Raw genomic sequence first — 21374 nt, forward strand, 5'->3', positions numbered from 1 at the left:
AATGAAAAAAGAGCACATCATTTGTGCTCTTTCCAAGCAATATTACTTTTCTAAAATATCTTCTAACAACTTCACTTGCTCGCTAACAGTTTGTAACGTCTTCACTGACGTATCATTTCGATGTTTTTCTTCTTCCACACTCGCTAGCACTTCTTCTGTAGCTGTAGAAGTTTGCTGAATTACGTTAGAAGCATGCGTAACATCCTTTACGATATTCGTCGTTTTAACTTGGAAACTTTCTTGATGAACAACAACCTCTCGCATTACTTCATTAATCGCATCAATAAACTTCCCTAAATCAGTTACGTTTGTTAAAACGCTTGCTAACATTTCGTTGCACTCTTCTTGTACTCTTTCTGACTTCTCTACCTGCACTTCTACCTTACTTGCTTGATTACTAAACTCCTTCAAAATCCCTTGAATTCTTCCCGCAGAACGATTTGATTCTTCAGCAAGCTTTAACACTTCACTCGCTACAATAGCAAAACCTTTTCCATGCTCGCCTGCCCTGGCAGCTTCAATATTTGCATTTAAAGCTAGCAAACTCGTCTGACTTGAAATATTCGTTATTACATCTACAATTTCATTAATTTGTTTCGATTGCATCATTAAATCTCTAAATATAATTCCAGACTGTGAAACAACATCATTTAAACTTCTCATGTTAGTTTCAAAATTTCTTAGAGTATGCACACTACCTTTTGAAATTTCTAAGCTTTCATCCACACGAGCCGATGCAGTTCTTACTTGAGAGATGATTTGTTCAATATTTCCCTCCATATCATTCAATACTTCTACCGAACGATACATCATCTCTGATTGTGATTGCGTACCAACTGCCACCTCTTCAAAGGCAAAATTAATTTCACTCATCGATTCCATCGACGTGTTCATATTTTGTCTTAAATGATTGAAATTACTATCTAGTTTCACAACTGTTTCTTCAATAAGTCTTTGCGTCTCTTCTAACTCCTGAGCTTTTCTCATTACTTCTTGCTTCTCATCACTTAAACGAAGGAGCAGATTAGAACCGATTTTCGTGACGCCCCACATAGCGATTGTTACAATCGCTAACAAACTTGCGAAATTAGCAGCTTCAGATGAGGCTGTATAAGCAAAAAATTGCTCCGGCCAATAGCTACAAAGGATAAATGTGATCACAACAGCTACCCCGCCAAGAATTAAAATGAGGCGCTCACTTAAGTAAATAAGTGAAACAGCTAATGTAAAATAGACCATTTGAAATACAGCCGGGCTTTCATTAAAAGCTTGTACCATAATGTAAGACATTGTAAGCAACATAAATGTCATGATATATTTATACGCTGATTCCATACTTTTTATAAAAGTAAAAAGCGTTCCAAATACAACGACAGAAATACCACAAATCCAAAACGCTATTGCTCTCTCTGTAAAAATATATCCATAATACCCAATCGCGATTATCCCAAGGAAGAAACTACAAATCGTTATAAACAGTAATAAATGATTTTTCTGTGATTCTTTCTCAAGGTTAGAAAAACAAGTCCTCTTTAACCACTCCATATGAAGCCCCACCTTCTACTTATACATATCAATTACTTCAGTTTAAATACTGCACTCACTGGGTTATGATCGCTATTTTCAAACTTTAAATCTTTCCCTTGTACATTTACAATCTCTACATTCGGTGAAACGATAAAGCCATCAATAATAGTGACGAAATTTTCACCTTCTACATATTTCTTTACATCATCTCTCACAGTCATAACAGACGGATCTACAGCCCACTTAAAGCCACCGTCCGTAAAGTCCTTCGGTAACTCTACTAACCACTCAGGACGCTCTTTCACGAACTTCGGATCACTTAATTGAGCGTTTGAAACTAATTGATTCCAATCTCCGCCCATTATTACGTAATCACCATTTTCATAATGCTTGTTCATATATTCTTTTAAATACTCTACTTGCTGTTTTCTAATTTTCCCGCCTTCATCATAAGCAGACAAATGTAAATTTACAAGTCTAACATGTTTCCCATTATTAACAGGGATTTTATATTCCACAATTGCTCGATCTAAATCAAACAAACGCTTTGGCCAAGGCTCCATTCCAGGAAGCTGGAACCTCTTCGCTTCTTGAACAGTGTATTTAGAAAACGTACTTAATCCAGCCTCCGCATAGCCCATTGGATTTGTTATTGGCACTGGAACCCATTTCGTATCGTAGTTCTTGCCAAATGATGAAACATAATCAGGTAATCCTTTTTTCAAAAATTCATGTTCATTTACATCAAATGAACGAAGTGACTTTATATCAACTTCTTGTAATAGCGCAAAATCACTATTCTCATTTTGTAAAAACGAAAGCATATTCTTTAAATTAGTTTCCGTTTGCTCTTTACTACTGGAACCAGATCCCTTTCCACCATCCATAAAGAAATCTTGATCCTTATCTAACCCAGCATATCCAATATTAAATGTTGTAACTTTAAATTCATTTCCAGTCGCTAATACGCGCTCCTTATTATTCTCCACCTTCAAGCTTGTAACATCAGCAGGCTGTTCTTTAGTAAGTGTCATATACGCTAGAAATCCTCCTACAATGCCCGCTACTACTAAAACACATATAAATACGATTTTAAAAAATTTCTTCAAATAAATGACTCCTTTTCACGCGAATTTATTTTTCTTTATTTTCAGTCAAATAAAATAAAACGACACACATAAGAAACATTTTATCATAATTAAAACCTTATATCACTATATTTAGTTGATAAGTAATCGATCCCATTTTAATTACTTAAAAAGCCTCCAGACATCAAAAAAAGAAACGTTACACCCACCTCCTCACTGGAAATCAAACGGTATATTTAGTACACTATATGTAATAATCATAGGCGATGGAGTTCGCCATAAACGCTGCTTAGCTAATGACTCCTACCAGTATACATACTGGTAGGAGTCTATTTTTTTGAGCAAGCTATTTAAAGAGGTGAGAAAATTGATTTATATTATCGTTGGCATTGCTGGTATATTAGGAGCTCTTTCTCGTTATTATTTAGGTCTTAATATCACTACATTTTGGCATCATTCATTTCCATTAGCAACATTACTCATTAACTTAATCGGTTGCTTCTTCTTAGCGTGGCTAACTACTTATATCGCTCGGCTAAACATCTTACCTTCAGAGGTTATCACAGGCATCGGGACTGGATTCATCGGTTCCTTTACGACTTTTTCAACATTTAGTGTAGAAACTGTGCAATTGATCAATCATTCTGAGTGGAGCATAGCCTTCTTATATGTATCATGTAGCATACTTGGTGGCCTCATTATGTCTGGCCTTGGCTATACACTTGGAGATTTCTTAATTAAGAAATCTCTTACGGAAGGTGATTACTCATGATAGAAGCTTTATTAGTCGCAACAGGAGGATTTTTCGGTGCGATTACACGATTTGCAATTAGCAATTGGTTTAAGAAAAGAAATAAAACACAATTTCCAATTGCTACATTCCTTATTAATATAACAGGAGCATTTTTACTCGGATATATAATTGGCAACGGAGTTACTACAGGCTGGCAACTATTATTAGGTACTGGATTTATGGGCGCATTCACTACATTTTCTACGTTTAAATTAGAATCTGTTCAGCTTCTCAATCTTAAAAAACCGTACATCTTCCTTTTATATTTAAGTGCTACTTACATAATTGGTATCCTCTTCGCATTCCTTGGGATGAAGCTAGGTGGAATATAAAAAAAGCGACTCTATTGAGTCGCTTTCTTTCATAAGAAATATGTCCCGCCATATGGAATGGAAAATAAACCAGCTGGATGTACATCGTAATGTACAATTTGCATCGGAAGCTGTGAATACGGCATATACTGACTTTGCATCATTTGTGCTGCTTGTGCTTGCTGCTGCATGTGAATAGCCTGATACACAGCATGAATTGTTCCCTGTGCCCCTGCCCAAGTAATAGCCGATCCTACTTGTCTTCCATTATAAAAATGATGGTTCATCATGATTCATCTCACTTATTCTTTTTTTCCATATGGTATGTTTCTATTTCATAGTGAGTGTTTTGTCCCTATTGGTAGCCCCTATCTATTGCCCTTTTTCAGCTTTGAAGTAATAAATCCAAATAATAATACACCAATGCCACTAAGGAACAATACATAACTTATCGGTACTAGGAAAAAGAAAGGTTCTTCAAGGAATCCATCCGCTCCTACTTTACTGTTTGAAGCATGTATAGTTAAAGAAATAATCGCTAAAATCATGAAAGAAATAGCTACTACGTATTTATTTTTCATCATATACTACTCTCCTTTAATTCCCACTGATCTTATTACCATTATAATACGCCCAGAAGTATCAAAAATCAATAATTATTTATCGTTTTACAATAAATAATTGTTTTCAAATCACAAAAAAGCTATAGATAATATTTTATCTATAGCTCTTCCAATCGGTTATTTTGTGCCAAAGTATTCCTTTTGGAACATACACATTCTTATCGCATTATGATAGTTACCATCAACGAAAAACTCATCGATAAGCTCACCTTCTACCATAAATCCAACTTTTTTATAAACATGTACTGCCTTTTCATTTTCCTTATCCACCACTAAATAAAGCTTATGCATATTTAGTACGGAAAAAGCGTAATCCATCGCTAAACGCGTCGCATCCGCTGCATAACCATATCCTTGATAATTCGGATCAATAATAATTTGGAATTCTGTTCTACGATGAATATAATCGATTTCTACTAACTCAACTAACCCAACCATTTCATTGTCTTTCTCAACGATAAATCGGCGTTCGCTTTGATCATGTATATGTTTATCGTATAAGTCTTGCAGCTCCACAAATGCCTCATATGGCTCTTCAAACCAATACGACATAATATGCGCATTATTATTCAGTTCGTGTACGAACTTTAAATCTTCTCGTTCTAATGGACGTAACTTCAATTCCTGATTCATTCCTATAACCTCCAAGTAAAAGAAACCTCTTCACTTAATTTCTCAATTTTTTTCGATTTCAAACGCCCTAATTTCATTGTAAACTTTCAAGCAACTTGAAGGTCAAGATGTAACAATATTATGCCGAAATTTATAACCAATTAATAAAGAATGTAGACATTTACAATAACTTAACGAAAAAAGAACAGTCTTTTTGCTTTCCAAAAATCTCAGTAAGATAAAATTATAAATATATCATCGTTAAAAATTAAGAAAAGGAGCTGAATCTATGAGAATACAATATAGAAAATATGCGTTATCTGTAATCTCGCTAGCCTTATTTACTTTTACTCTTATTGGTTGTACTAATAACGAGAAAAAAAATAATAGAAAAGAGACATATACTTTTGAGGCTTCTAAAAAACGTGGTGATGTTATTGAAAAAAACGATAAAGTTTATAATATAGAGAAATTAGATACTTTCGTAAAAAACTATAATTCAAATAAAGACGATTCCGTTAGAATTACTAAATTTAATACCAAGGACGAGCCAGTTATTATTGATTTAACTGTAAAAAAAGAAAAGGAATCTACCTCCGTCTATTATGACGTTGACTACACAAAAACACATGAGAAACATAATGAAAATCAAGAGATTCAATATTCGAATAATACATGTCAAAAGATAAAGAAAGATATTGAAAACAACAAAGTAACTTATAAATTAGAATGTCCTGACACTATTCATTTGATTACAGCCCCCCAATTATATGATGGATAATTGCAAATAAAAAAGTAGTGCAAACTTACGTCTGCACTACTACTCTTTTCTCAAATCTCTCATATTCGATATGTATAAAGCAATAACTAAAACAAGAATTGCTCCTGCGTATAATAACGTCTCCATCGGTTCCTCATGAGACACAATAATTAATCGAATTAAAGCCGTAATTCCGATATAAATAAAATAACGTAACGGGAAATGATAATTCGATTTAAAATACTTAATAATTAATGCAATGAACTCGAAGTATAAGAAATAGACGATGATACTTTCAACCAATTTATAAGACGTATACTCTTTTGACGAAAAAATATACTGCACAAACGTGATCGTCTCATTTACTAAGAAAATTGATAACACAATGGATAATATAATTAAAGCTATATTTAATATCCATTGCAAAACACTAGCTATAACATGATCGATATTAAATGACTTCATATTCTCTTTAGACTCCCCTTCGTATAAGTACTTATTTATTATAGCAAAATTACGATTGGAAAGAAGTTAAATCATATATTCGTCCTTTGTTGTTGCCAGTGTAGGGGAGATTTAGTGTGTGGAGAATTCTGTTTACAACCATACCCGACGAAACATGGAGAAACTCTTTCAAATTACCGTTCGTACATGTCGTACTAATGAGCAATGCATAATCTCGTATAGCATCCTCATGTGCCACTTTTGAAAAATCTTTACAACTTGTACAACGCCAGCCCTTCTTCACTTTAACCATTGGGATAACTAAGCATTTCTCACATTGTACTCCATTTAACAACTCCTCTTTTTCTATTTTATATTGCTCAAGTATATTTTGTTGAAGTGGAGAATGCTCCGTTATTATTTGATGAATGAGCCTATCTACATTATCTATAACTTTTCTCTTATATTTACTTTCAAACCACTTTATTTTATGAGGTAAATTTGCACTATGAATAATTGTATGAAGAAGATTGTCATCTGAAGATTTTATAATGGTACGAGGCGAGCTAATAACAACGAGGGACTCAATTGGAAGACTAGAGGAAAATCCATGTGAGTTTAACCATTTCTTTAGTTGTATTTCTTGCCTTTTTATTTGTAAAACCGGATCTGGAAATCCCTCTGAATTTCCTTCTGTTATTCGGATAAGTTGATTAAACTTTGCATCAAACATTAATGTACCTGCTATATTTTTTATCTCAAGAAAAAGAAGAAACTTTGTGGAAAGGATAATAGTATCAATTTGAAAGTATTTATCATAATTACATAAGCGAACATCATGTAAAACACTATACTCTTTCTCAGAAATAAAACTAAGCGGATAATCAATCGCTTGCTCTCCTTTATACCCCGCCATGTGTTTTGCCAAGTTTTCTCCAATTAAATTTCGTTTCGGATGATGTACAGGTAACCTTCTAAGAAGTGCTTCTAACTGTCTTATATAAATCGGCATTTTTCTCTCTTTCACAATCACCTCAAACACCCCTTTACAAATATATCAACGATTTTTCCAATATATCTATCACAACTCACAATATATCAACGATTTTCTCAATATATCTATCACAACTCACAATATATCAACGATTTTTCCAATATATCGATTGGTCGACAATATCTGACACTACCTCACTCCAATCACTCACAGCATATCCTAGAAAAACACCTTCAGCAAAAACTTAAAATCGTATTTCCTCATAAAAAAACCATAACCCGCTCCTCCAGCAAAGTTATGGTTTTTAACCCTGCAATGCCACTCTATCTATAACTTTGCCGTGAATTCCACAAAATCCATTTGTACTTATAGCAACTTTCACTTTTTTCACACTGAAACTATATCCGTTAAAATCGTTTCATAACGTTATTACTTCCGCATAGCTACAATTTATATAATAACGGTACAGTACAAATAACGTGCTGAATCACTAAGTATGGGGGCATAACGATGAACGAAGCGTTGCTATTAGTAGACATACAAAATGATTACTTTGAAGGTGGCAATATGGAATTACATCAACCTGAAAAAGCCGCACAAAAAGCGAAAGAAGTTTTGAAAGCATTTCGTGAAAAACATAAAACAGTTATTCACGTACAACATATTGCGAACAATGAAGGAGCTACTTTCTTTTTACCCGATACAGTAGGTGTTCAAATTTATGATGATGTACAACCGATTGCTAACGAAAGAGTCTTACAAAAACACCACTCCTACAGTTTTTCTCAAAAGTTTTGCACTACAATCGATTAGCTCTATTAGCAATTACATTATTATTAGCGGCTTTCCTTCTTCTTTACAATGTATTTTTTGGATTACTCGTAGGCACTACAGCAATCTAGCGATTTTTTATAAATATGAACATTTTTTAGGAATTAGTTTATCTTTTTTTAATGTTTTATTTAGAGGCAGTTTATAGTCGGGGATTAACATAGGAAACGTAGCAACTAAGTTCATCTATGACGCACTGCTACTATAATCGCTAACCGTACTACTTGAAATCATAAAATAAGGAGACGATAAAACATGAACAAAAAAGCAAAAGCACTATCATCCGTACTGCTCGGATTCACATTAGCATTAACAGGGTGTGCTGGTACTAAAGCTGAAGAAAATCATGGGAAACAAAAACAAGAACAAGTTGCCAAAGAAACAAAAAAGGAAAATAAATTAACTAAAGGACAAAAAATGGCTAATATTCTTAGCGAGACAAATTGGCAAGGTACACGAGTGTATGACAAAGATAAGAATGACTTAACAAAAGAGAATGCAAACTTCATTGGTCTTGCAAAATATGATGCGAAGTCAGGCAGATATGAATTTTTTGATGCTAAAACAGGTGCAAGTCGTGGCGATAAAGGCACTTTCTTTGTCACAAATGATGGGAAGAAGAGAATATTGATTTCAGAATCAATGAAGTATCAAGCTGTCGTTGACATGACAAAACTAAATAAAAATGTATTTACTTATAAACGAATGGGGAAAGACGCTAACGGTAAAGATGTAGAAGTTTTCGTTGAACATGTTCCATATAAAGAAAAAGAACTTTCTTTCACTGATCCGGACAAGCAGCTGAACACGACTACAGGAGATATTGTTAAAAACGTTGATGGAGATAAAATTTTGGGCGGTACCCTTTGGCACGGAACAAAGGTATTAGACGAAGCTGGTAACGATGTAACACAGTTTAATTCAAATTTTATAAGTTTAGCAAAATTTGATGACAAATCTAATAAATATGAGTTTTTCAATAGCGAAACAGGTCAAAGCCGCGGTGACTATGGCTACTTCGATGTTGTACACGAAAATAAAATAAGAGCCCATGTTTCAATTGGAAATAACAAATACGGTGCTGCTCTTGAGCTTACTGAACTAAATAAGAATAAATTTACGTATAAAAGAACTGGTAAAGACCAAGCTGGTAAGGATATAACTATATTCGTTGAACATGAACCTTATAAAGGTGATATGAAACCACAATTTAGTTTTTAATTGATTTGATTAAAAATCTACTTTTTATATTCGAAACATGAATTAGTATACGCTGACCGTTTTGTTCAGCGTATACTATTTTTTACATTGAATAACCACTACAGCTCATCAATTACTTTCGTTAGCTTTTGAAGCGCTGATAAAAGGTTTGTTAATTCTTCAGGTGATAAACTTGCATAATATTTTTCAGAAACCTGTTGCATATATGCGTCCATTTCTTTTTTATATAACAAGCCTTTCTCACCTAATTCAACTGAAAATGCACGTTTATCTTCTGCATGTTGCCTTCTGAAAATATATCCTTCCGTTTCAAGTTTCACTAACTGCTGGCTAATGGCACTTTTCGTCACATTCATTTTTTCAGCTAACTCTTTAGGAGTGGATGATGGGTACCTAATAATTAATGTTAACAACGTATATTGCTGATTATTTAAATTAAAATTCGTATAAGATCTTTCTTTCGTTTCAAGTAATATCCATAGTTCTTCAAGTGTTTGATTGATTTCCTCAGCTATATTTTTATTTATCATACTTCTCTCTCTCACCTTTTCTTCTCCAATTTTTCGGGTTTAAATACTTTTTATATTTTGCCACCACTTCTTTCCCAACAAAGACAGCACCTATCAAAAATAGAATTTCTCCTATTACTATACACCCCGGAATGACAATGGTCTTTACCTGCGTCGACAGTGAAGTAAATGGTATGATTAAAGCACTTCCCCAAAGTAGAACATATATGATTAGAAGCCCTATTCCAACTTTAAAAAGCAATGGCTTTTTTTGTTTATTTTCGTTTGAAATTATTTCTTTTTCCATTTCAAAACCTCCGAATACATTTTAATTTAGTTTACTTAACTAAACTATATATCAAGATTGATTTGATTGCAAGACTTTAAAATGTATTCACTAAAATTGCGTTCACTTGAATTTCAACCACATATTTTAAAAATAATTTTATTTGTATTCCCTATAAAAAAACACCTCTTCCGTGGAAAAAGTGTTTTTTTATACTTAATGACTAATACTAGCTGTTGGGTATAATGTTGTTCCTCCAATTGAAACTTTTATTTCATTTGTTAATGGAACGTTTTGTTCATTAATAATTGTTCTCCACCATTCCCATGCAAGACCTGTACATTCTCTTGCTACAATTTTTATATTTTTTGAATTCGGTGGAAGAGGGATAACTGTAGAGTAATGAGCCGTTTTGTCTTTTCCACTACCATCCCACGTTTTATGTGTTAGTACTTCGTTACCCTTTTGATCAAATGTGAATTCATCCCAAGATACATCAAATTGAGCAACGTAAGCACCGTAATGATCAAGTGTCATTTTAGCACTTGAATATTCTGTAGTTGTCGTCTCAATATAATCTGTATTGTTATGAACAGCAGCAGTTGCATTATCTTTTAAGAAAGTACTTGTATATGAAATTGGGTATGCTGGATTTTTAAGACTTAATTCAGCATTATCTTTAATGATATTTCGGATTTCATTGAAATCTTTAGTAACAACCTTGTTATGCTCTTTCGCATCTCCGCCTAATACTACAGCAGTAAAGGTACTTTCTTCAAAAATATCTTTATACTGTCCACTTGTTTCAACGCTGTTATTCTTAAGTAAGGCTTTAAAAGCAGCTTGTACATCTTTGCTCTTAGATGTTGTTTCTAATTTTACATAAATCGTTCTACCATAAGCTACATTTGAAACCATAACAGGTGGAGCGGAATTACTTACGCCTTTTCGAGTTAACTCGTCAAAAGTAACGCTATTATCAAAAAGGTCGGATGGATTGTTAGGTAGTTCAGCACTTACCGTATAAAATATTTGCTTATACGCCGCTACCATCACTTTTTTCTCTCCATTTGCAACCGCATTAAAATCAATGTTTAGACTGTTATCAAGATATTTAGCGTTAACATTAAGAGCACTTGCTATTTGTGATTTACTATAAACCATAGATTCCGTATACTGCATTCTTGCAGGTAACGTATGTGTTGTAGAATACTTTTCATTCCAAGTAGATACTAAATCGTCTACTGCTCCAGCTACATTACCATATGTCGGATTTTGGACAGTGATTGTATTTTCTTTTCTCATGCCCGGTAAGTCTATACTAATATTCAAAGGCTTTCTCTTAGCCACTAATAAACTTGGTTGATTGTCTGCAAAAGCTTTATTTGCAAGTTGTACAGCTCCTGGATACGTGCGATTCACTACAGAATCAATAATTGAAATATCGACTGGTGACGTTGTAAGTGATTTTTTCTCGCGTTCCACTACTACAAATTTACCATTTGAATTGATACTTTCTTTCGGAACAAAACTCTCTACCTTATCACCATTTACAGCTAAAACCTCTTGATTATTATATTTAAGATTTGCTATACCAGTATTAATGCCACTAGCATTTTTGGTTACATCAGTTACATTACTTGCTTGTGTTTCTGCGAAGGAAATAGATGAATAATTAATAGTGCATAGACTAACTAATAAACATGTAAGGAACTTTCTTCTTTTAGTGTTTTTCTTAATATTCAGAAAAATCACCCCGTTCTTTTTTTAGTAAAATATGATAATGATTGATAAATGATAGTTAACTAATAAACTTACATAAATGCTTTTAAAAGTTCTTGAATTAACGGGATTACGCCACCTACAAATTTTAAAACTGCCATTGCGATTTCCATATTATTTCCTCCTTTTTATTGCTACGAAAATGTGATTTATCTTTATGCCCTCATTATAGTGACCCCTTACACTTTTATCAATACACTCTGATATGCAATATTACATATACAAAAAACAAGCTGAATTCTTTTGAAAAATTATACAGAGATATTTTTTCCACTTGGTACATACTTGAAAAGGTGAAGCATTCTTTTGCATTTTATGAGTAATCACATAAAAAAAGCTGCTGCCTATAAAATACAGACAGCAACTTCAACTAGAGTGTCTTGCATAATCTACGCAAGACATTTTATAACTAATAAACAGCGATTGGCCCATAAGGACCATTAATAATTTCTATTTTTGTTTCAAAAATATCTGTCAAAAGTGTTGGGTCCATAACTTCTTCTACTGTTCCAAAAGCAGCAATTTGTCCATCTTTCATAGCACAAATTTTATCCGAGTATTTAGCTGCAAAATTTATGTCATGCATGACAGTCAAAATTGTTCTTCCAAATTCATTAGCTGCACGTCTTAAATGCTCCATCATTTGAACAGAACGAGCAACATCAAGGTTGTTTAAAGGTTCGTCCAAAAGTACATATTCAGTCTCTTGGCACAATACCATCGCTACATATGCCCTTTGTCTTTGACCACCAGAAAGCTCATCTAAATATCTATTCTCTAAACTAGTTAAATCTAAGAAATCGATATATTTAGAGATGATAGCCTCATCTTCTTTAGTCAATCTTCCCTTTGAATAAGGAAAGCGCCCAAATCCAACTAGTTGTCTCACAGTAAGCCTAGTTACAAAATGATTTTCTTGTCGCAATATAGTCAAAACTTTTGCTAAGTCTTTTGATTTGGATTCAGAAACATCCATATTTGCTACCTGAATTTGACCTTCATCCATATCTAAAAGTCTGCCAATCATCAAAAGTGTCGTTGACTTTCCAGCGCCATTTGGTCCAATTAAAGAAGTAAAGCCTGCTTTTGGTATTTCAATATCCAAAGGTCCTATTTTTACCTTATCAGTATAGAACTTTTTAACATTATCAATTTTTATCATAAAGCCCTCTTCCTTAAAACTATAGTTAAGAATATGATTCCACCGAATAATTCAATAATAACTGAAACTACACCTTGAGCATGGAATACATGATACATTAAAAAGTATGCGCTCGTCATTATTAAAAATCCTATAGCAAAAGCCATCGGAAAAATATATCTATGATCATAAGTTGACGCTGCCTGATAACTCAAAGTTGCCACTAAAAAGCCGTAGAAAGTAAGTGGCCCAATTAGAGCTGTTGAAATGGACATTAAAATAGCTACTAATACAAGCGTATAAATTACACTAGGTTGATATTTAACTCCAAAAGAAGTAGCAACATCCTTTCCTAGTGACAAAACATTCAAATTCTTAGAATGAGCAAAAATTAATACTGCTACAATTATGATCATAGGAATTACAATAGGAAAATATGCAGGATCTGCATGATTAACAGAACCAAATAATCTTGCTTGTAAAATATCAAATTCTGAAGGCGCAAGTAGTTTTCTCATGAAAGTTGACACTGAATTTAGCCCGGTACCAATAATAATTCCAACTAAAAGCATAAGTTGTAAATTCCCGTATTTACCGGAAAGTAACCATCCATAAAGTATCAAACTCATGAAGACCATAACAACAACTTGGAATAAAAATGATCCAATTCCATTAAAATTTATTAACGCACTAGCACCAAAGAAGAATACTGTACTCGTTTGAATTGCTGAATAAAGTGATTCGAAACCTAAAAGCGATGGAGTAATAATTTTATTATTCGTAATAGATTGGAAAGCAACTGTCGACAAGCTATGGCAAACCGCAGCAATAATCATTGCAACAATAGCTACTATCCTTCTCTTAACGACTGGGATAAAAGAAGGTGAATCTATCGGAACTGGATTGTTATAAACTAAAAGTCCATATGAAGAAAGAAGACCTAAAGCAATCAATGTTATCAGTAAAATCCAATAACGTCTTGCTTCCTTCTTAGACCGAAAAGCGCTAGCTGATCTACTTTCATTATGAAGGCTAGAATCGATTTCGACATTTTCTTTTTTTCTATATTCTAATGTGATCATCGTAGCCTCCTTGGTTTTCTTTGTCTCAATAAAATAGTAATAAACACGACTGCTCCCACTGTTGCAAGTATTAAAGAAACAGGTAATTCAAAAGGCTGTATAATTGTTCGAGAAATGATGTCACAGGCAGTTATTGATCCCATTCCGATCACACAAACCCAAGGTAAATTACTCCTAAGATCATCACCTCTAAACATTGAAACGATATTTGGCACAATTAATCCTAAGAAAGGTAAGTGTCCAATAACAGCTGCAACAATTCCAACTGCAACAGAGATAAGAGCAGTCCCAAAAAGAACAATTCTATTGTAATTAACTCCAAGACTTGTTGCGACATCTTCTCCTAGTCCAGCTAAAGTCAATCTATTAGCATACATAAAAATAAGAAAAGTAATGATAACAATCAGCCATAAATATTCATATCTTCCCACCTGAATGTTAGCAAATGAACCTACAAACCAAGTTTCAATACTTTGCGTCTTTTGAAAAAGGAGTCCTAAAAAAGTAGACACTGCAGAAATTACTGCTCCAAGCATCAATCCAATAATCGGAACAATTAAAGACGAACGAAGCTTAACTCTTCTTAAAAATAGAAAGAAAATCATAGTTCCTATAAAAGAAAAAATGATTGCACCAGTCATTCTTTGAACTAAAGTCGGGGCAGGAAATAATAAATACACAAAAAGCAGGCCTAAGCCTGACCATTCAATAGTCCCCGTTGTAGTAGGTTCAACAAAGCGATTCTGTGTAATGAGTTGCATGACGAGCCCTGCCATCGCCATCGCAGCTCCAGTAAGCATTAATGCAGCTGTTCTCGGAACACGAGTTATGAAAAACATCTCTGTCCCGTCCTCTTGTCCACGTATATCATAAACTCCAGTAAACAGTGATATAATCCCTAAAATTATAACAACTATAACTGCTATTATAAAAGGTTTTGTCCATATTTTATTTTGATTATAAAACTGGGGTTGAGAAATATTCTCAACCCTAGAAATCATATTTTTTGACACTGTTTCGTACTCCTTTACACTACTTAGCTAAAGTTTTTGCCATATTTCCAAATAACTCTATATAAGTTTGAATTGATTCATTCGTGTAAGTATCTTCTGGTGCATAAATAACTTGTTTTTTAGAAACAGCAGTTGTGTTTTGAAGAGCAGGTGATTTAGAAATAACATCCTTAGCAGGTGTCGACTTAGCTGCATCAGATGTTGCAGCATCACGATCTAATACGAAAATCCAATCAGGATTTGTTTGTGCAATAGCTTCAACAGAAACGTCATCACCTTTATGACCTGCAGTAGAATTTGAAACTTCTAACGCTGGAGTCCAACCGAAAATTTCATACATTGGTCCCCAAACACGACCAGAATGTGGAGCAGCAAAACCAATATTACCACCAGTAACGATAACACTCATAACTTTATCTTTTCCGTTATAAGCAGATTTTGCTTTTTCAATAGATTTATCAAAATCAGCTACTAATTGTTTAGCTTCTTTATCTTTATTAAAGATTTTTCCTAAAGTAATTGTAGAATCTTTAAGTCCTTTTACTAAGTTTTCGCCAGGCTTAGTAGCTTTCTCAGAAACATCAAAATTAAGATCAATAACTGCTGCATTTGGTACTAATTTTTTGATTTCTTCGTAATGGTCAGCAAATCTTTGACCAACAATTACAAGTTCAGGATTTGCCGCTGCAATAATTTCTAGATTTGGTTCACGGTGATTCCCAATATTTTGAACTTTTTCATCCTTTTTATATGCTGAATCAGCAGGCATGATATCCTTTGGAGCAGCCGCTAATTTAATTCCCCAATCAGATAAAGTTTCAAACGTTCTGTTATCCAAAGCAACTACATTCTTTGGGTTTACAGGGACTTTAACAGTTCCATGAGCATCAGTGATTTCAACCGTTTTTGGCTTATCACTACCATTATCTTTATTATTAGCCTTCGAAGTTTCTTTACTTGAATCTGAGCAAGCTACTAACATTAAAGTGAAAACTGCTAGAATACTCACTAATTTTAAAAGCATAGATTTTTTCATATGTATACTCCTTATAGTGTGATTTATTTCGAAAATGATGACATCCATAGATTGAATTAGAAGGTAACTTTTATTCAATTGAATCGCTATTGATAATCATTTTCATTTGAACATCCTGTTAATTAGTATAGTCATTAATTCTGTGAAAATCTTGTGAATGGTGTGAATTCATAAAATCAGACAAACAAAGTAATATATGAAGTCGGGCGTGTTGATTAACCTTTATTCTTCAGAGCGTGTCGATTTTTTTCGAGTAGACACTTTCATTAGATCCGGTCTCAACTAATGCGCGCTAGAATCGTCCCCTACACAATACCCAAAAGATGAGCACCTTATAAACCATAATTTCCCCTGCAAAAAATGCTCATTAATAGCTAATGTTTTCATAATCCATTACCTGATAGAAATATTTTTTTACATCTTTTAATACTTCTCAGAAACTATTTGATTATCACATTTAATAAAAAAACGAGTAAAACTGAATGAAATAGTTTTACTCATTTTTTTATTATCTTATTTTTATCAGTCAATCATTGAATAGCCTCTGCCATGTATCGTTTGAATATATCTGTCTTTCTTCTCGCACTTTAACTTTTTTCTTACATACCCAATATATAAATCTACTACATTTGGATTTACTACTACGTTATATCCCCAAACTTGATTCAAAAGCATCTCACGGCTCAATATTGTGTTTTTGTTTTTGATTAAAAATACAAGTAAATCATACTCGCGCTTAGTAAGTGAGAGATTTTCGCCACCTTTTTTCACAATATTGCTAGATGCATCAACAAAGAGATCTTTAAACTGAAAAAATTTCATCTCATTTTGCTGGATATAGTCACTTCTCCTTAAAATTGCTTGAACCCTTGCTACTAATTCTTCTTTCACAAATGGTTTTCTTATATAATCATCTGCTCCTGCTTGTAGCCCTGCTATGCAATCCTTACTAGAAATATTGTCGGTCACAATAATTATCGGTGTGGTTTTAACAAGTCGTATTTGTCTGCAAATTTCTGGTCCAGATATACTTAATGAGTCCCAATCCAATATGATAATATCCCAATCTTGTTCATATATTATATTTAAACCTTCGTTTTCATTGTGAAGTTTTAAAATGAAATAGCCTTCTTGCGTTAAACCGCTTACGATTTTCTTTGCTGAAGACCGTTCATTTTTAATCACCAACACCTGCTTCACCGATGGTTCACCTCTACTTCAATATAAATTATTTAGATAAAAAAATTATCTTAAAAAAATAATTTAAGATTTATAAATTTAAAACCCCTAAATAATCCATTAAAACAGTTTATTAGGAGAACTCTATATAATCTTACAATAGATATAGATAAAAATACAAAACATATGAAGATTCGAATAAAGCGAAGTATTAATTGAATAGAGATGTTTATCCCCCCACTGATTATCAGTCCTCACCAATCGGGCTTTTACTGGATAAAATTGTGATAGTTAAGGGATAACACACAAGATGCATTGATGATGTAATTGAAAGAACCAAGAAATTAGATACATTCTATTTTTAGAACCATAAATTTGCCACAAACAAAAAGAACCATAACCTCGCCAACCTGGCAAAATTATGGTTCATATCATACAAAATAAAAAAACCACCAAATATGTATTGGTGGAGACGGTGGGAGTCGAACCCACGTCCAAAAATATCGGCACTTAAGCTTCTACGAGTGTAGTCGATATATTAGCATTTCGCGAACTCTTCGGCCTATCGACAGGCTTCCAAGTTGCTAGTCTGATTGTTCTCTTCCTTCGCCCTCAGACGGCGAACTCCGGCGTAGTCCACTTAGTTTGAGTCCCTTACCCTACCACATGGACGATGGAGGGAGGAACCTTTAGTGCAATTAAGCAGCTAAAGAAAGATTGTTTTGTTTGCCAATTATAGGCTTTGACGTTTTAACGAGGCCGATCCCCTCGACTCGCAACCTAAGCTCGAACTATCCCTGTCGAATCCGTAACGTCCCCATGATAAAAATGGAGCATACGAAGAAAATATCGTGATAGCTACTAAGAGCTGTTTTTCAATGTGCAACAACCTTACATAAGTTATTATATCATACGCGCGCCGTTTTACAAATGTAAATATCTGTATTACATCTTTTGGCGATCACGGAACACGCGTGCAATTTCACGTTTTGCTTCTTTCTCTTTTAAATCGTGACGTTTATCGTATTGTTTCTTACCTTTTGCTAAACCAAGTGCCATTTTTGCAAATCCATTTTTCAAATAGATTCTAAGTGGAACTAATGCGTAACCTGTTTCTTTTGCAGCGCCCGCTAGCTTATCAATTTCTTTTTTATGAAGAAGTAATTTTCTCGTACGAAGTGGATCATGGTTGAAACGATTCCCTTGTTCGTATGTATTAATGTGCATATTATGAACCCATACTTCACCATTATGTACACGTGCAAACGCATCTTTCAAGTTCACACGACCAGCGCGAATCGACTTAATTTCCGTTCCTTGAAGGACAAGCCCTGCTTCGTATGTTTCTTCGATGAAATAATCATGAAACGCTTTTTTATTTTGTGCAATAACCTTACCTGTACCTTTTGGCATATAACGTCCCTCCTCTATTTTTACTATTGTAACAAATGTTAATAAAAAGCGAAAGTGGCTCGCTCAGAATCTTTGGACATTGGAACTCCCGACAGAGAAGCGCTTTTTGCTTCGTCCGAGGGAGTGAAATGGCCCACAGATTCTAGCCACTGTAGCTGGATTCCATTAAAAGCGAAAGTGGCTCGCTCTCAAGCCACCAATAAAAAAAGAAAAAGCCCCGCTTTTCATCAAAGCGAAGCCACTCTTTTCTTACTTACGCTTTTTCTTTTTCTTCTTGAATCCTGGTACGTTTTCGAAAAATCCTTTTTTCTTCTTGCCGTTACCATCTTTTTTCCCTGGCTGACTTGCGGATGCGGATGTGGATGCAGATGCGGATCCTCTTCCTTTTCCTTTGCCACCACGGTCAAATTTTCTACCTGTGCCACGTTCACCGCCGCGCTCATTACTGCGCTCGCTACGTCCACCGCGTTTCTTTCTGCCTGTTCTTGGCTGCTCGATAACGACTGGACGATCTTTGAACTTACGGCGAGGTGTGCCTTTCATACCAACGATTTCAAAGTCGATTGCACGCTCGTCTTTATTTACGTTAATAACGCGAATTGTAATTTCATCACCGATGCGGAATACGTTTCCTGTACGTTCTCCGATCATAGCGAAATGTTGCTCGTCATAACGGTAGTAATCATCCGTTAAATAACTAACGTGTACAAGACCTTCAATTGTATTTGGAAGCTCTACGAATAAACCGAAGTTTGTTACAGAGCTAATCATACCGTCATACTCTTCACCGATCTTATCAACCATATACTCTGCTTTTTTCATCTCATCTGTTTCACGCTCTGCTTCAACAGCACGGCGTTCCATATTAGAAGAGTGCTCTGCAATCTCAGGTAATTTTTCACGCCATTTTGCTTGCGTTTCATTGTCGACTTTACCATTAATAATGTATTCACGAATTAATCTATGAACAATTGTATCTGGGTAACGACGAATTGGTGATGTGAAATGTGTGTAGAACTCAGTTGATAAACCGAAATGTCCTAAACTATCCGCATCGTAACGAGCTTGCTTCATAGAACGAAGCATAACTGTTGAAATAACTACTTCTTCTGGCTGTCCTTGAACCATTTCAAGAATTTGTTGCAGCGCACGAGGGTGCACTTCATTCGCACGTCCTTTTACCGCATATCCGAAGTTCGTTACAAACTCGAAGAAACGCTCAAGCTTATCTTCTTTCGGATCTTCATGGACACGGTACATAAACGGTACGTTCATCCAGTGGAAGTGCTCTGCTACTGTTTCATTCGCAACAAGCATAAATTCTTCAATTAACTTCTCTGATACAGAGCGATCGCGCATAACAACATCAGTCGGTTTTCCTTCTTCATCTACTAATACTTTCGCTTCTTTAAAGTCAAAGTCAATTGCACCACGGCGCATACGTTTTTCACGTAGAATTTGTGCCAATTGCCCCATCTCTTTAAACATCGGTACTAATGGCTCATAACGCTTAATTAACTCTTCGTCCTCATCTTCTAAAATGCTTCTTACGTCAGCATACGTCATACGCTCTGTCGTTTTAATCACACTTTGGAAAATCTCGTGTTTAACAACATCACCTAAGTTGTTGATTTCCATTTCACAAGATAATGTCAGACGGTCTACTTTCGGATTTAATGAGCAAATACCGTTAGATAGACGATGTGGAATCATTGGAATTACACGGTCAACAAGATACACACTTGTCGCTCTTTCCGCTGCTTCTACATCAATTGGAGAACCTTCTTGAACGTAATGACTTACATCCGCAATGTGAACGCCTAGCTTGTAATTGCCGTTCTCAAGCTTCGTTACTGTAACAGCGTCATCTAAATCTTTCGCATCTGCACCATCAATCGTTACGATCATTTGATCACGTAAATCACGACGATCTTTTAAATCTTCTTCTGAAATTGTTTCTGGTACACTGTTTGCATGCTCCATCACTTCTTCAGGGAATGCTAAAGGTAAATGATGTTTATGAATGACAGATAAAATATCTACTCCTGGATCATTTTTATGACCTAGAATTTGAATAACTTCACCTTCTGCACTTAAACGGTTTTCTGGGTAGCTCGTAATTTTCACAACTACCTTATGACCTTCTACAGCACCCATTGATGCACTTTTCAAGATAAAGATATCACTCGTCCAGCGCTTATTGTCAGGTATAACAAAGCCAAAGTTTTTCGATTCTGTATATGTACCAACAAGTTCTTTCGTTCCACGCTCTAAAATGCGTACAATTGAACCTTCTTGACGTGAACCGCTCGATTGAGAACTAAGTCGTGCTAATACTGTATCGCCATGAAGTGCACCGTTTAATTCTGTAGGAGGGATGAAAAGATCATCGTCTCCCGTTTTCTTCTCGTCTGGTACAACGAATGCAAAGCCACGTGCATGTCCAATTAACTTACCTCTTACTAAATTCATCTTTTCAGGAAGACCGTAACGGTTGCTACGTGTACGAATAACAAGTCCCTTCTCTTCCATCATTACAAGTGCCTTTACAAAGTCTTTAAAGCCCTCAGAACCTTCAATTCCAAATGCCTCTTCTAACTCTTGTATCGTTAGCGGTTTATACGCTTCTTCTCTCATAAATAATAACAACTTATCAATATGTTCTTGTATGATTTCTTCCAAGCAAAAATACCTCCTTTAAAACCTTATATTATTTAGTGTATCCGAAA

General features: G+C 34.6%; 21 protein-coding genes, 1 other RNA gene, 1 pseudogene and 1 riboswitch. Of the genes and pseudogenes, 5 read left to right on the forward strand and 18 right to left on the reverse strand.

Translation table 11 applies throughout. The features are described from left to right. Window positions 1–42: 42 nt before the first annotated feature. The gene (locus IBT51_RS13730) at window positions 43–1545 is read right to left on the reverse strand and encodes a DUF4077 domain-containing protein (protein ID WP_095690018.1); all 1503 of its coding nucleotides are present in this window, start codon (window positions 1543–1545) and stop codon (window positions 43–45) included. Window positions 1546–1577: 32 nt separating this feature from the next. After that, the gene (locus IBT51_RS13735) at window positions 1578–2636 is read right to left on the reverse strand and encodes an endonuclease/exonuclease/phosphatase family protein (RefSeq protein WP_000713106.1); all 1059 of its coding nucleotides are present in this window, start codon (window positions 2634–2636) and stop codon (window positions 1578–1580) included. 232 nt (window positions 2637–2868) lie between these two features. After that, window positions 2869–2928, forward strand: a riboswitch (Fluoride riboswitch). Between the two features lie 54 nt (window positions 2929–2982). Here IBT51_RS13735 and crcB (IBT51_RS13740) point away from each other — a divergent pair. Together crcB (IBT51_RS13740) and crcB (IBT51_RS13745) are read left to right on the forward strand one after the other, a co-directional pair. Continuing rightward, window positions 2983–3387 carry a fluoride efflux transporter CrcB gene (crcB, locus tag IBT51_RS13740; RefSeq protein ID WP_000639315.1) on the forward strand — a complete coding sequence of 135 codons (405 nt, stop codon included), beginning with the start codon at window positions 2983–2985 and terminating at the stop codon, window positions 3385–3387. Then, window positions 3384–3740 (forward strand): fluoride efflux transporter CrcB, encoded by a 357-nt coding sequence (gene crcB / locus IBT51_RS13745; RefSeq protein WP_000568579.1) that lies wholly within the window; start codon window positions 3384–3386, stop codon window positions 3738–3740. Before crcB (IBT51_RS13740) ends, crcB (IBT51_RS13745) begins: the two co-directional genes overlap by 4 nt. 29 nt (window positions 3741–3769) lie before the next feature. Here crcB (IBT51_RS13745) and IBT51_RS13750 read toward each other — a convergent pair whose 3' ends face one another. From IBT51_RS13750 to speG, 3 genes are all read right to left on the reverse strand, one after another. After that, a complete protein-coding gene (locus tag IBT51_RS13750) occupies window positions 3770–4009 on the reverse strand; it encodes a DUF3947 family protein (protein WP_029443564.1) in 240 nt (79 codons plus the stop codon). Between the two features lie 78 nt (window positions 4010–4087). After that, window positions 4088–4300: a DUF3955 domain-containing protein gene (locus tag IBT51_RS13755; RefSeq protein ID WP_000792612.1), complete on the reverse strand. Its 213-nt coding sequence runs from the start codon at window positions 4298–4300 to the stop codon at window positions 4088–4090. Window positions 4301–4459: 159 nt separating this feature from the next. Next, a complete protein-coding gene (gene speG / locus IBT51_RS13760; RefSeq protein WP_078400850.1) occupies window positions 4460–4975 on the reverse strand; it encodes a spermidine N1-acetyltransferase in 516 nt (171 codons plus the stop codon). A 268-nt stretch (window positions 4976–5243) separates the two neighbouring features. Here speG and IBT51_RS13765 point away from each other — a divergent pair, with 268 nt between their 5' ends. Further along, window positions 5244–5735 carry a DUF4362 domain-containing protein gene (locus IBT51_RS13765; protein WP_200458462.1) on the forward strand — a complete coding sequence of 164 codons (492 nt, stop codon included), beginning with the start codon at window positions 5244–5246 and terminating at the stop codon, window positions 5733–5735. A 39-nt stretch (window positions 5736–5774) separates the two neighbouring features. On the opposite strand, the gene psiE is transcribed toward IBT51_RS13765, so the two are convergent. Beyond that, complete coding sequence (gene psiE, locus IBT51_RS13770) at window positions 5775–6179, reverse strand: phosphate-starvation-inducible protein PsiE (protein WP_000834709.1); 405 nt, start codon at window positions 6177–6179, stop codon at window positions 5775–5777. A 49-nt stretch (window positions 6180–6228) separates the two neighbouring features. Then, window positions 6229–7185, reverse strand: coding sequence for an NERD domain-containing protein (locus tag IBT51_RS13775; RefSeq protein ID WP_200458485.1), 957 nt, complete (start codon window positions 7183–7185; stop codon window positions 6229–6231). Between the two features lie 477 nt (window positions 7186–7662). Here IBT51_RS13775 and IBT51_RS13780 point away from each other — a divergent pair. Together IBT51_RS13780 and IBT51_RS13785 are read left to right on the forward strand one after the other, a co-directional pair. Then, window positions 7663–7935, forward strand: a pseudogene (locus tag IBT51_RS13780) (isochorismatase family protein); the annotation flags it as partial. Between the two features lie 303 nt (window positions 7936–8238). Beyond that, complete coding sequence (locus tag IBT51_RS13785; protein ID WP_001034143.1) at window positions 8239–9204, forward strand: DUF4822 domain-containing protein; 966 nt, start codon at window positions 8239–8241, stop codon at window positions 9202–9204. Window positions 9205–9302: 98 nt separating this feature from the next. Here the strand turns inward: IBT51_RS13785 and IBT51_RS13790 are convergent, their stop codons facing one another. The 11 genes from IBT51_RS13790 to rnr form a co-directional block, all read right to left on the reverse strand. After that, window positions 9303–9734 (reverse strand): MarR family winged helix-turn-helix transcriptional regulator, encoded by a 432-nt coding sequence (locus IBT51_RS13790; protein ID WP_000608841.1) that lies wholly within the window; start codon window positions 9732–9734, stop codon window positions 9303–9305. Beyond that, on the reverse strand, window positions 9724–10020 hold the full coding sequence (locus tag IBT51_RS13795) for a transporter suffix domain-containing protein (protein WP_157417342.1): 297 nt from the start codon (window positions 10018–10020) through the stop codon (window positions 9724–9726). The genes IBT51_RS13790 and IBT51_RS13795 overlap by 11 nt, the downstream gene beginning before the upstream one ends. A gap of 195 nt (window positions 10021–10215) precedes the next feature. Then, complete coding sequence (alo, locus tag IBT51_RS13800) at window positions 10216–11754, reverse strand: anthrolysin O/cereolysin O family cholesterol-dependent cytolysin Alo (RefSeq protein ID WP_000576745.1); 1539 nt, start codon at window positions 11752–11754, stop codon at window positions 10216–10218. A gap of 436 nt (window positions 11755–12190) precedes the next feature. After that, entirely contained in the window at window positions 12191–12943 is a 753-nt protein-coding gene (locus tag IBT51_RS13805; protein WP_000590061.1) for an iron ABC transporter ATP-binding protein, read from the reverse strand. Next, entirely contained in the window at window positions 12940–14004 is a 1065-nt protein-coding gene (locus IBT51_RS13810) for an iron chelate uptake ABC transporter family permease subunit (RefSeq protein ID WP_000631245.1), read from the reverse strand. The genes IBT51_RS13805 and IBT51_RS13810 overlap by 4 nt, the downstream gene beginning before the upstream one ends. Beyond that, on the reverse strand, window positions 14001–15017 hold the full coding sequence (locus tag IBT51_RS13815) for an ABC transporter permease (protein ID WP_000042077.1): 1017 nt from the start codon (window positions 15015–15017) through the stop codon (window positions 14001–14003). Before IBT51_RS13815 ends, IBT51_RS13810 begins: the two co-directional genes overlap by 4 nt. 19 nt (window positions 15018–15036) lie before the next feature. Next, window positions 15037–16053, reverse strand: a complete 1017-nt coding sequence (locus tag IBT51_RS13820; RefSeq protein WP_000749448.1) for a siderophore ABC transporter substrate-binding protein — start codon at window positions 16051–16053, stop codon at window positions 15037–15039. 522 nt (window positions 16054–16575) lie between these two features. Continuing rightward, complete coding sequence (locus tag IBT51_RS13825) at window positions 16576–17253, reverse strand: response regulator transcription factor (RefSeq protein WP_053563383.1); 678 nt, start codon at window positions 17251–17253, stop codon at window positions 16576–16578. A 443-nt stretch (window positions 17254–17696) separates the two neighbouring features. After that, window positions 17697–18051, reverse strand: a transfer-messenger RNA (tmRNA) gene (ssrA, locus tag IBT51_RS13830). A 126-nt stretch (window positions 18052–18177) separates the two neighbouring features. Continuing rightward, on the reverse strand, window positions 18178–18645 hold the full coding sequence (gene smpB / locus IBT51_RS13835; protein WP_001123920.1) for an SsrA-binding protein: 468 nt from the start codon (window positions 18643–18645) through the stop codon (window positions 18178–18180). Between the two features lie 249 nt (window positions 18646–18894). Further along, window positions 18895–21327: a ribonuclease R gene (gene rnr, locus IBT51_RS13840; protein WP_075719987.1), complete on the reverse strand. Its 2433-nt coding sequence runs from the start codon at window positions 21325–21327 to the stop codon at window positions 18895–18897. Between the last annotated feature and the right edge of the window lie 47 nt (window positions 21328–21374).

Source organism: Bacillus sp. S71 (assembly GCF_016625265.1).
Lineage (GTDB): Bacteria > Bacillota > Bacilli > Bacillales > Bacillaceae_G > Bacillus_A > Bacillus_A cereus.

What these genes read in the sequence shown, in the direction of transcription:
- crcB (WP_000568579.1), top strand. Translation starts at nt 3,384, where the DNA reads ATGATAGAAGCTTTATTAGTCGCAACAGGAGGATTTTTCGGTGCGATT.
- IBT51_RS13820 (WP_000749448.1), bottom strand. Translation starts at nt 16,053, where the DNA reads ATGAAAAAATCTATGCTTTTAAAATTAGTGAGTATTCTAGCAGTTTTC.
- speG (WP_078400850.1), bottom strand. Translation starts at nt 4,975, where the DNA reads ATGAATCAGGAATTGAAGTTACGTCCATTAGAACGAGAAGATTTAAAG.
- IBT51_RS13765 (WP_200458462.1), top strand. Translation starts at nt 5,244, where the DNA reads ATGAGAATACAATATAGAAAATATGCGTTATCTGTAATCTCGCTAGCC.
- IBT51_RS13755 (WP_000792612.1), bottom strand. Translation starts at nt 4,300, where the DNA reads ATGAAAAATAAATACGTAGTAGCTATTTCTTTCATGATTTTAGCGATT.
- IBT51_RS13785 (WP_001034143.1), top strand. Translation starts at nt 8,239, where the DNA reads ATGAACAAAAAAGCAAAAGCACTATCATCCGTACTGCTCGGATTCACA.
- IBT51_RS13730 (WP_095690018.1), bottom strand. Translation starts at nt 1,545, where the DNA reads ATGGAGTGGTTAAAGAGGACTTGTTTTTCTAACCTTGAGAAAGAATCA.
- IBT51_RS13790 (WP_000608841.1), bottom strand. Translation starts at nt 9,734, where the DNA reads ATGATAAATAAAAATATAGCTGAGGAAATCAATCAAACACTTGAAGAA.
- IBT51_RS13805 (WP_000590061.1), bottom strand. Translation starts at nt 12,943, where the DNA reads ATGATAAAAATTGATAATGTTAAAAAGTTCTATACTGATAAGGTAAAA.
- IBT51_RS13750 (WP_029443564.1), bottom strand. Translation starts at nt 4,009, where the DNA reads ATGATGAACCATCATTTTTATAATGGAAGACAAGTAGGATCGGCTATT.
- psiE (WP_000834709.1), bottom strand. Translation starts at nt 6,179, where the DNA reads ATGAAGTCATTTAATATCGATCATGTTATAGCTAGTGTTTTGCAATGG.
- IBT51_RS13795 (WP_157417342.1), bottom strand. Translation starts at nt 10,020, where the DNA reads ATGGAAAAAGAAATAATTTCAAACGAAAATAAACAAAAAAAGCCATTG.
- IBT51_RS13810 (WP_000631245.1), bottom strand. Translation starts at nt 14,004, where the DNA reads ATGATCACATTAGAATATAGAAAAAAAGAAAATGTCGAAATCGATTCT.
- smpB (WP_001123920.1), bottom strand. Translation starts at nt 18,645, where the DNA reads ATGCCAAAAGGTACAGGTAAGGTTATTGCACAAAATAAAAAAGCGTTT.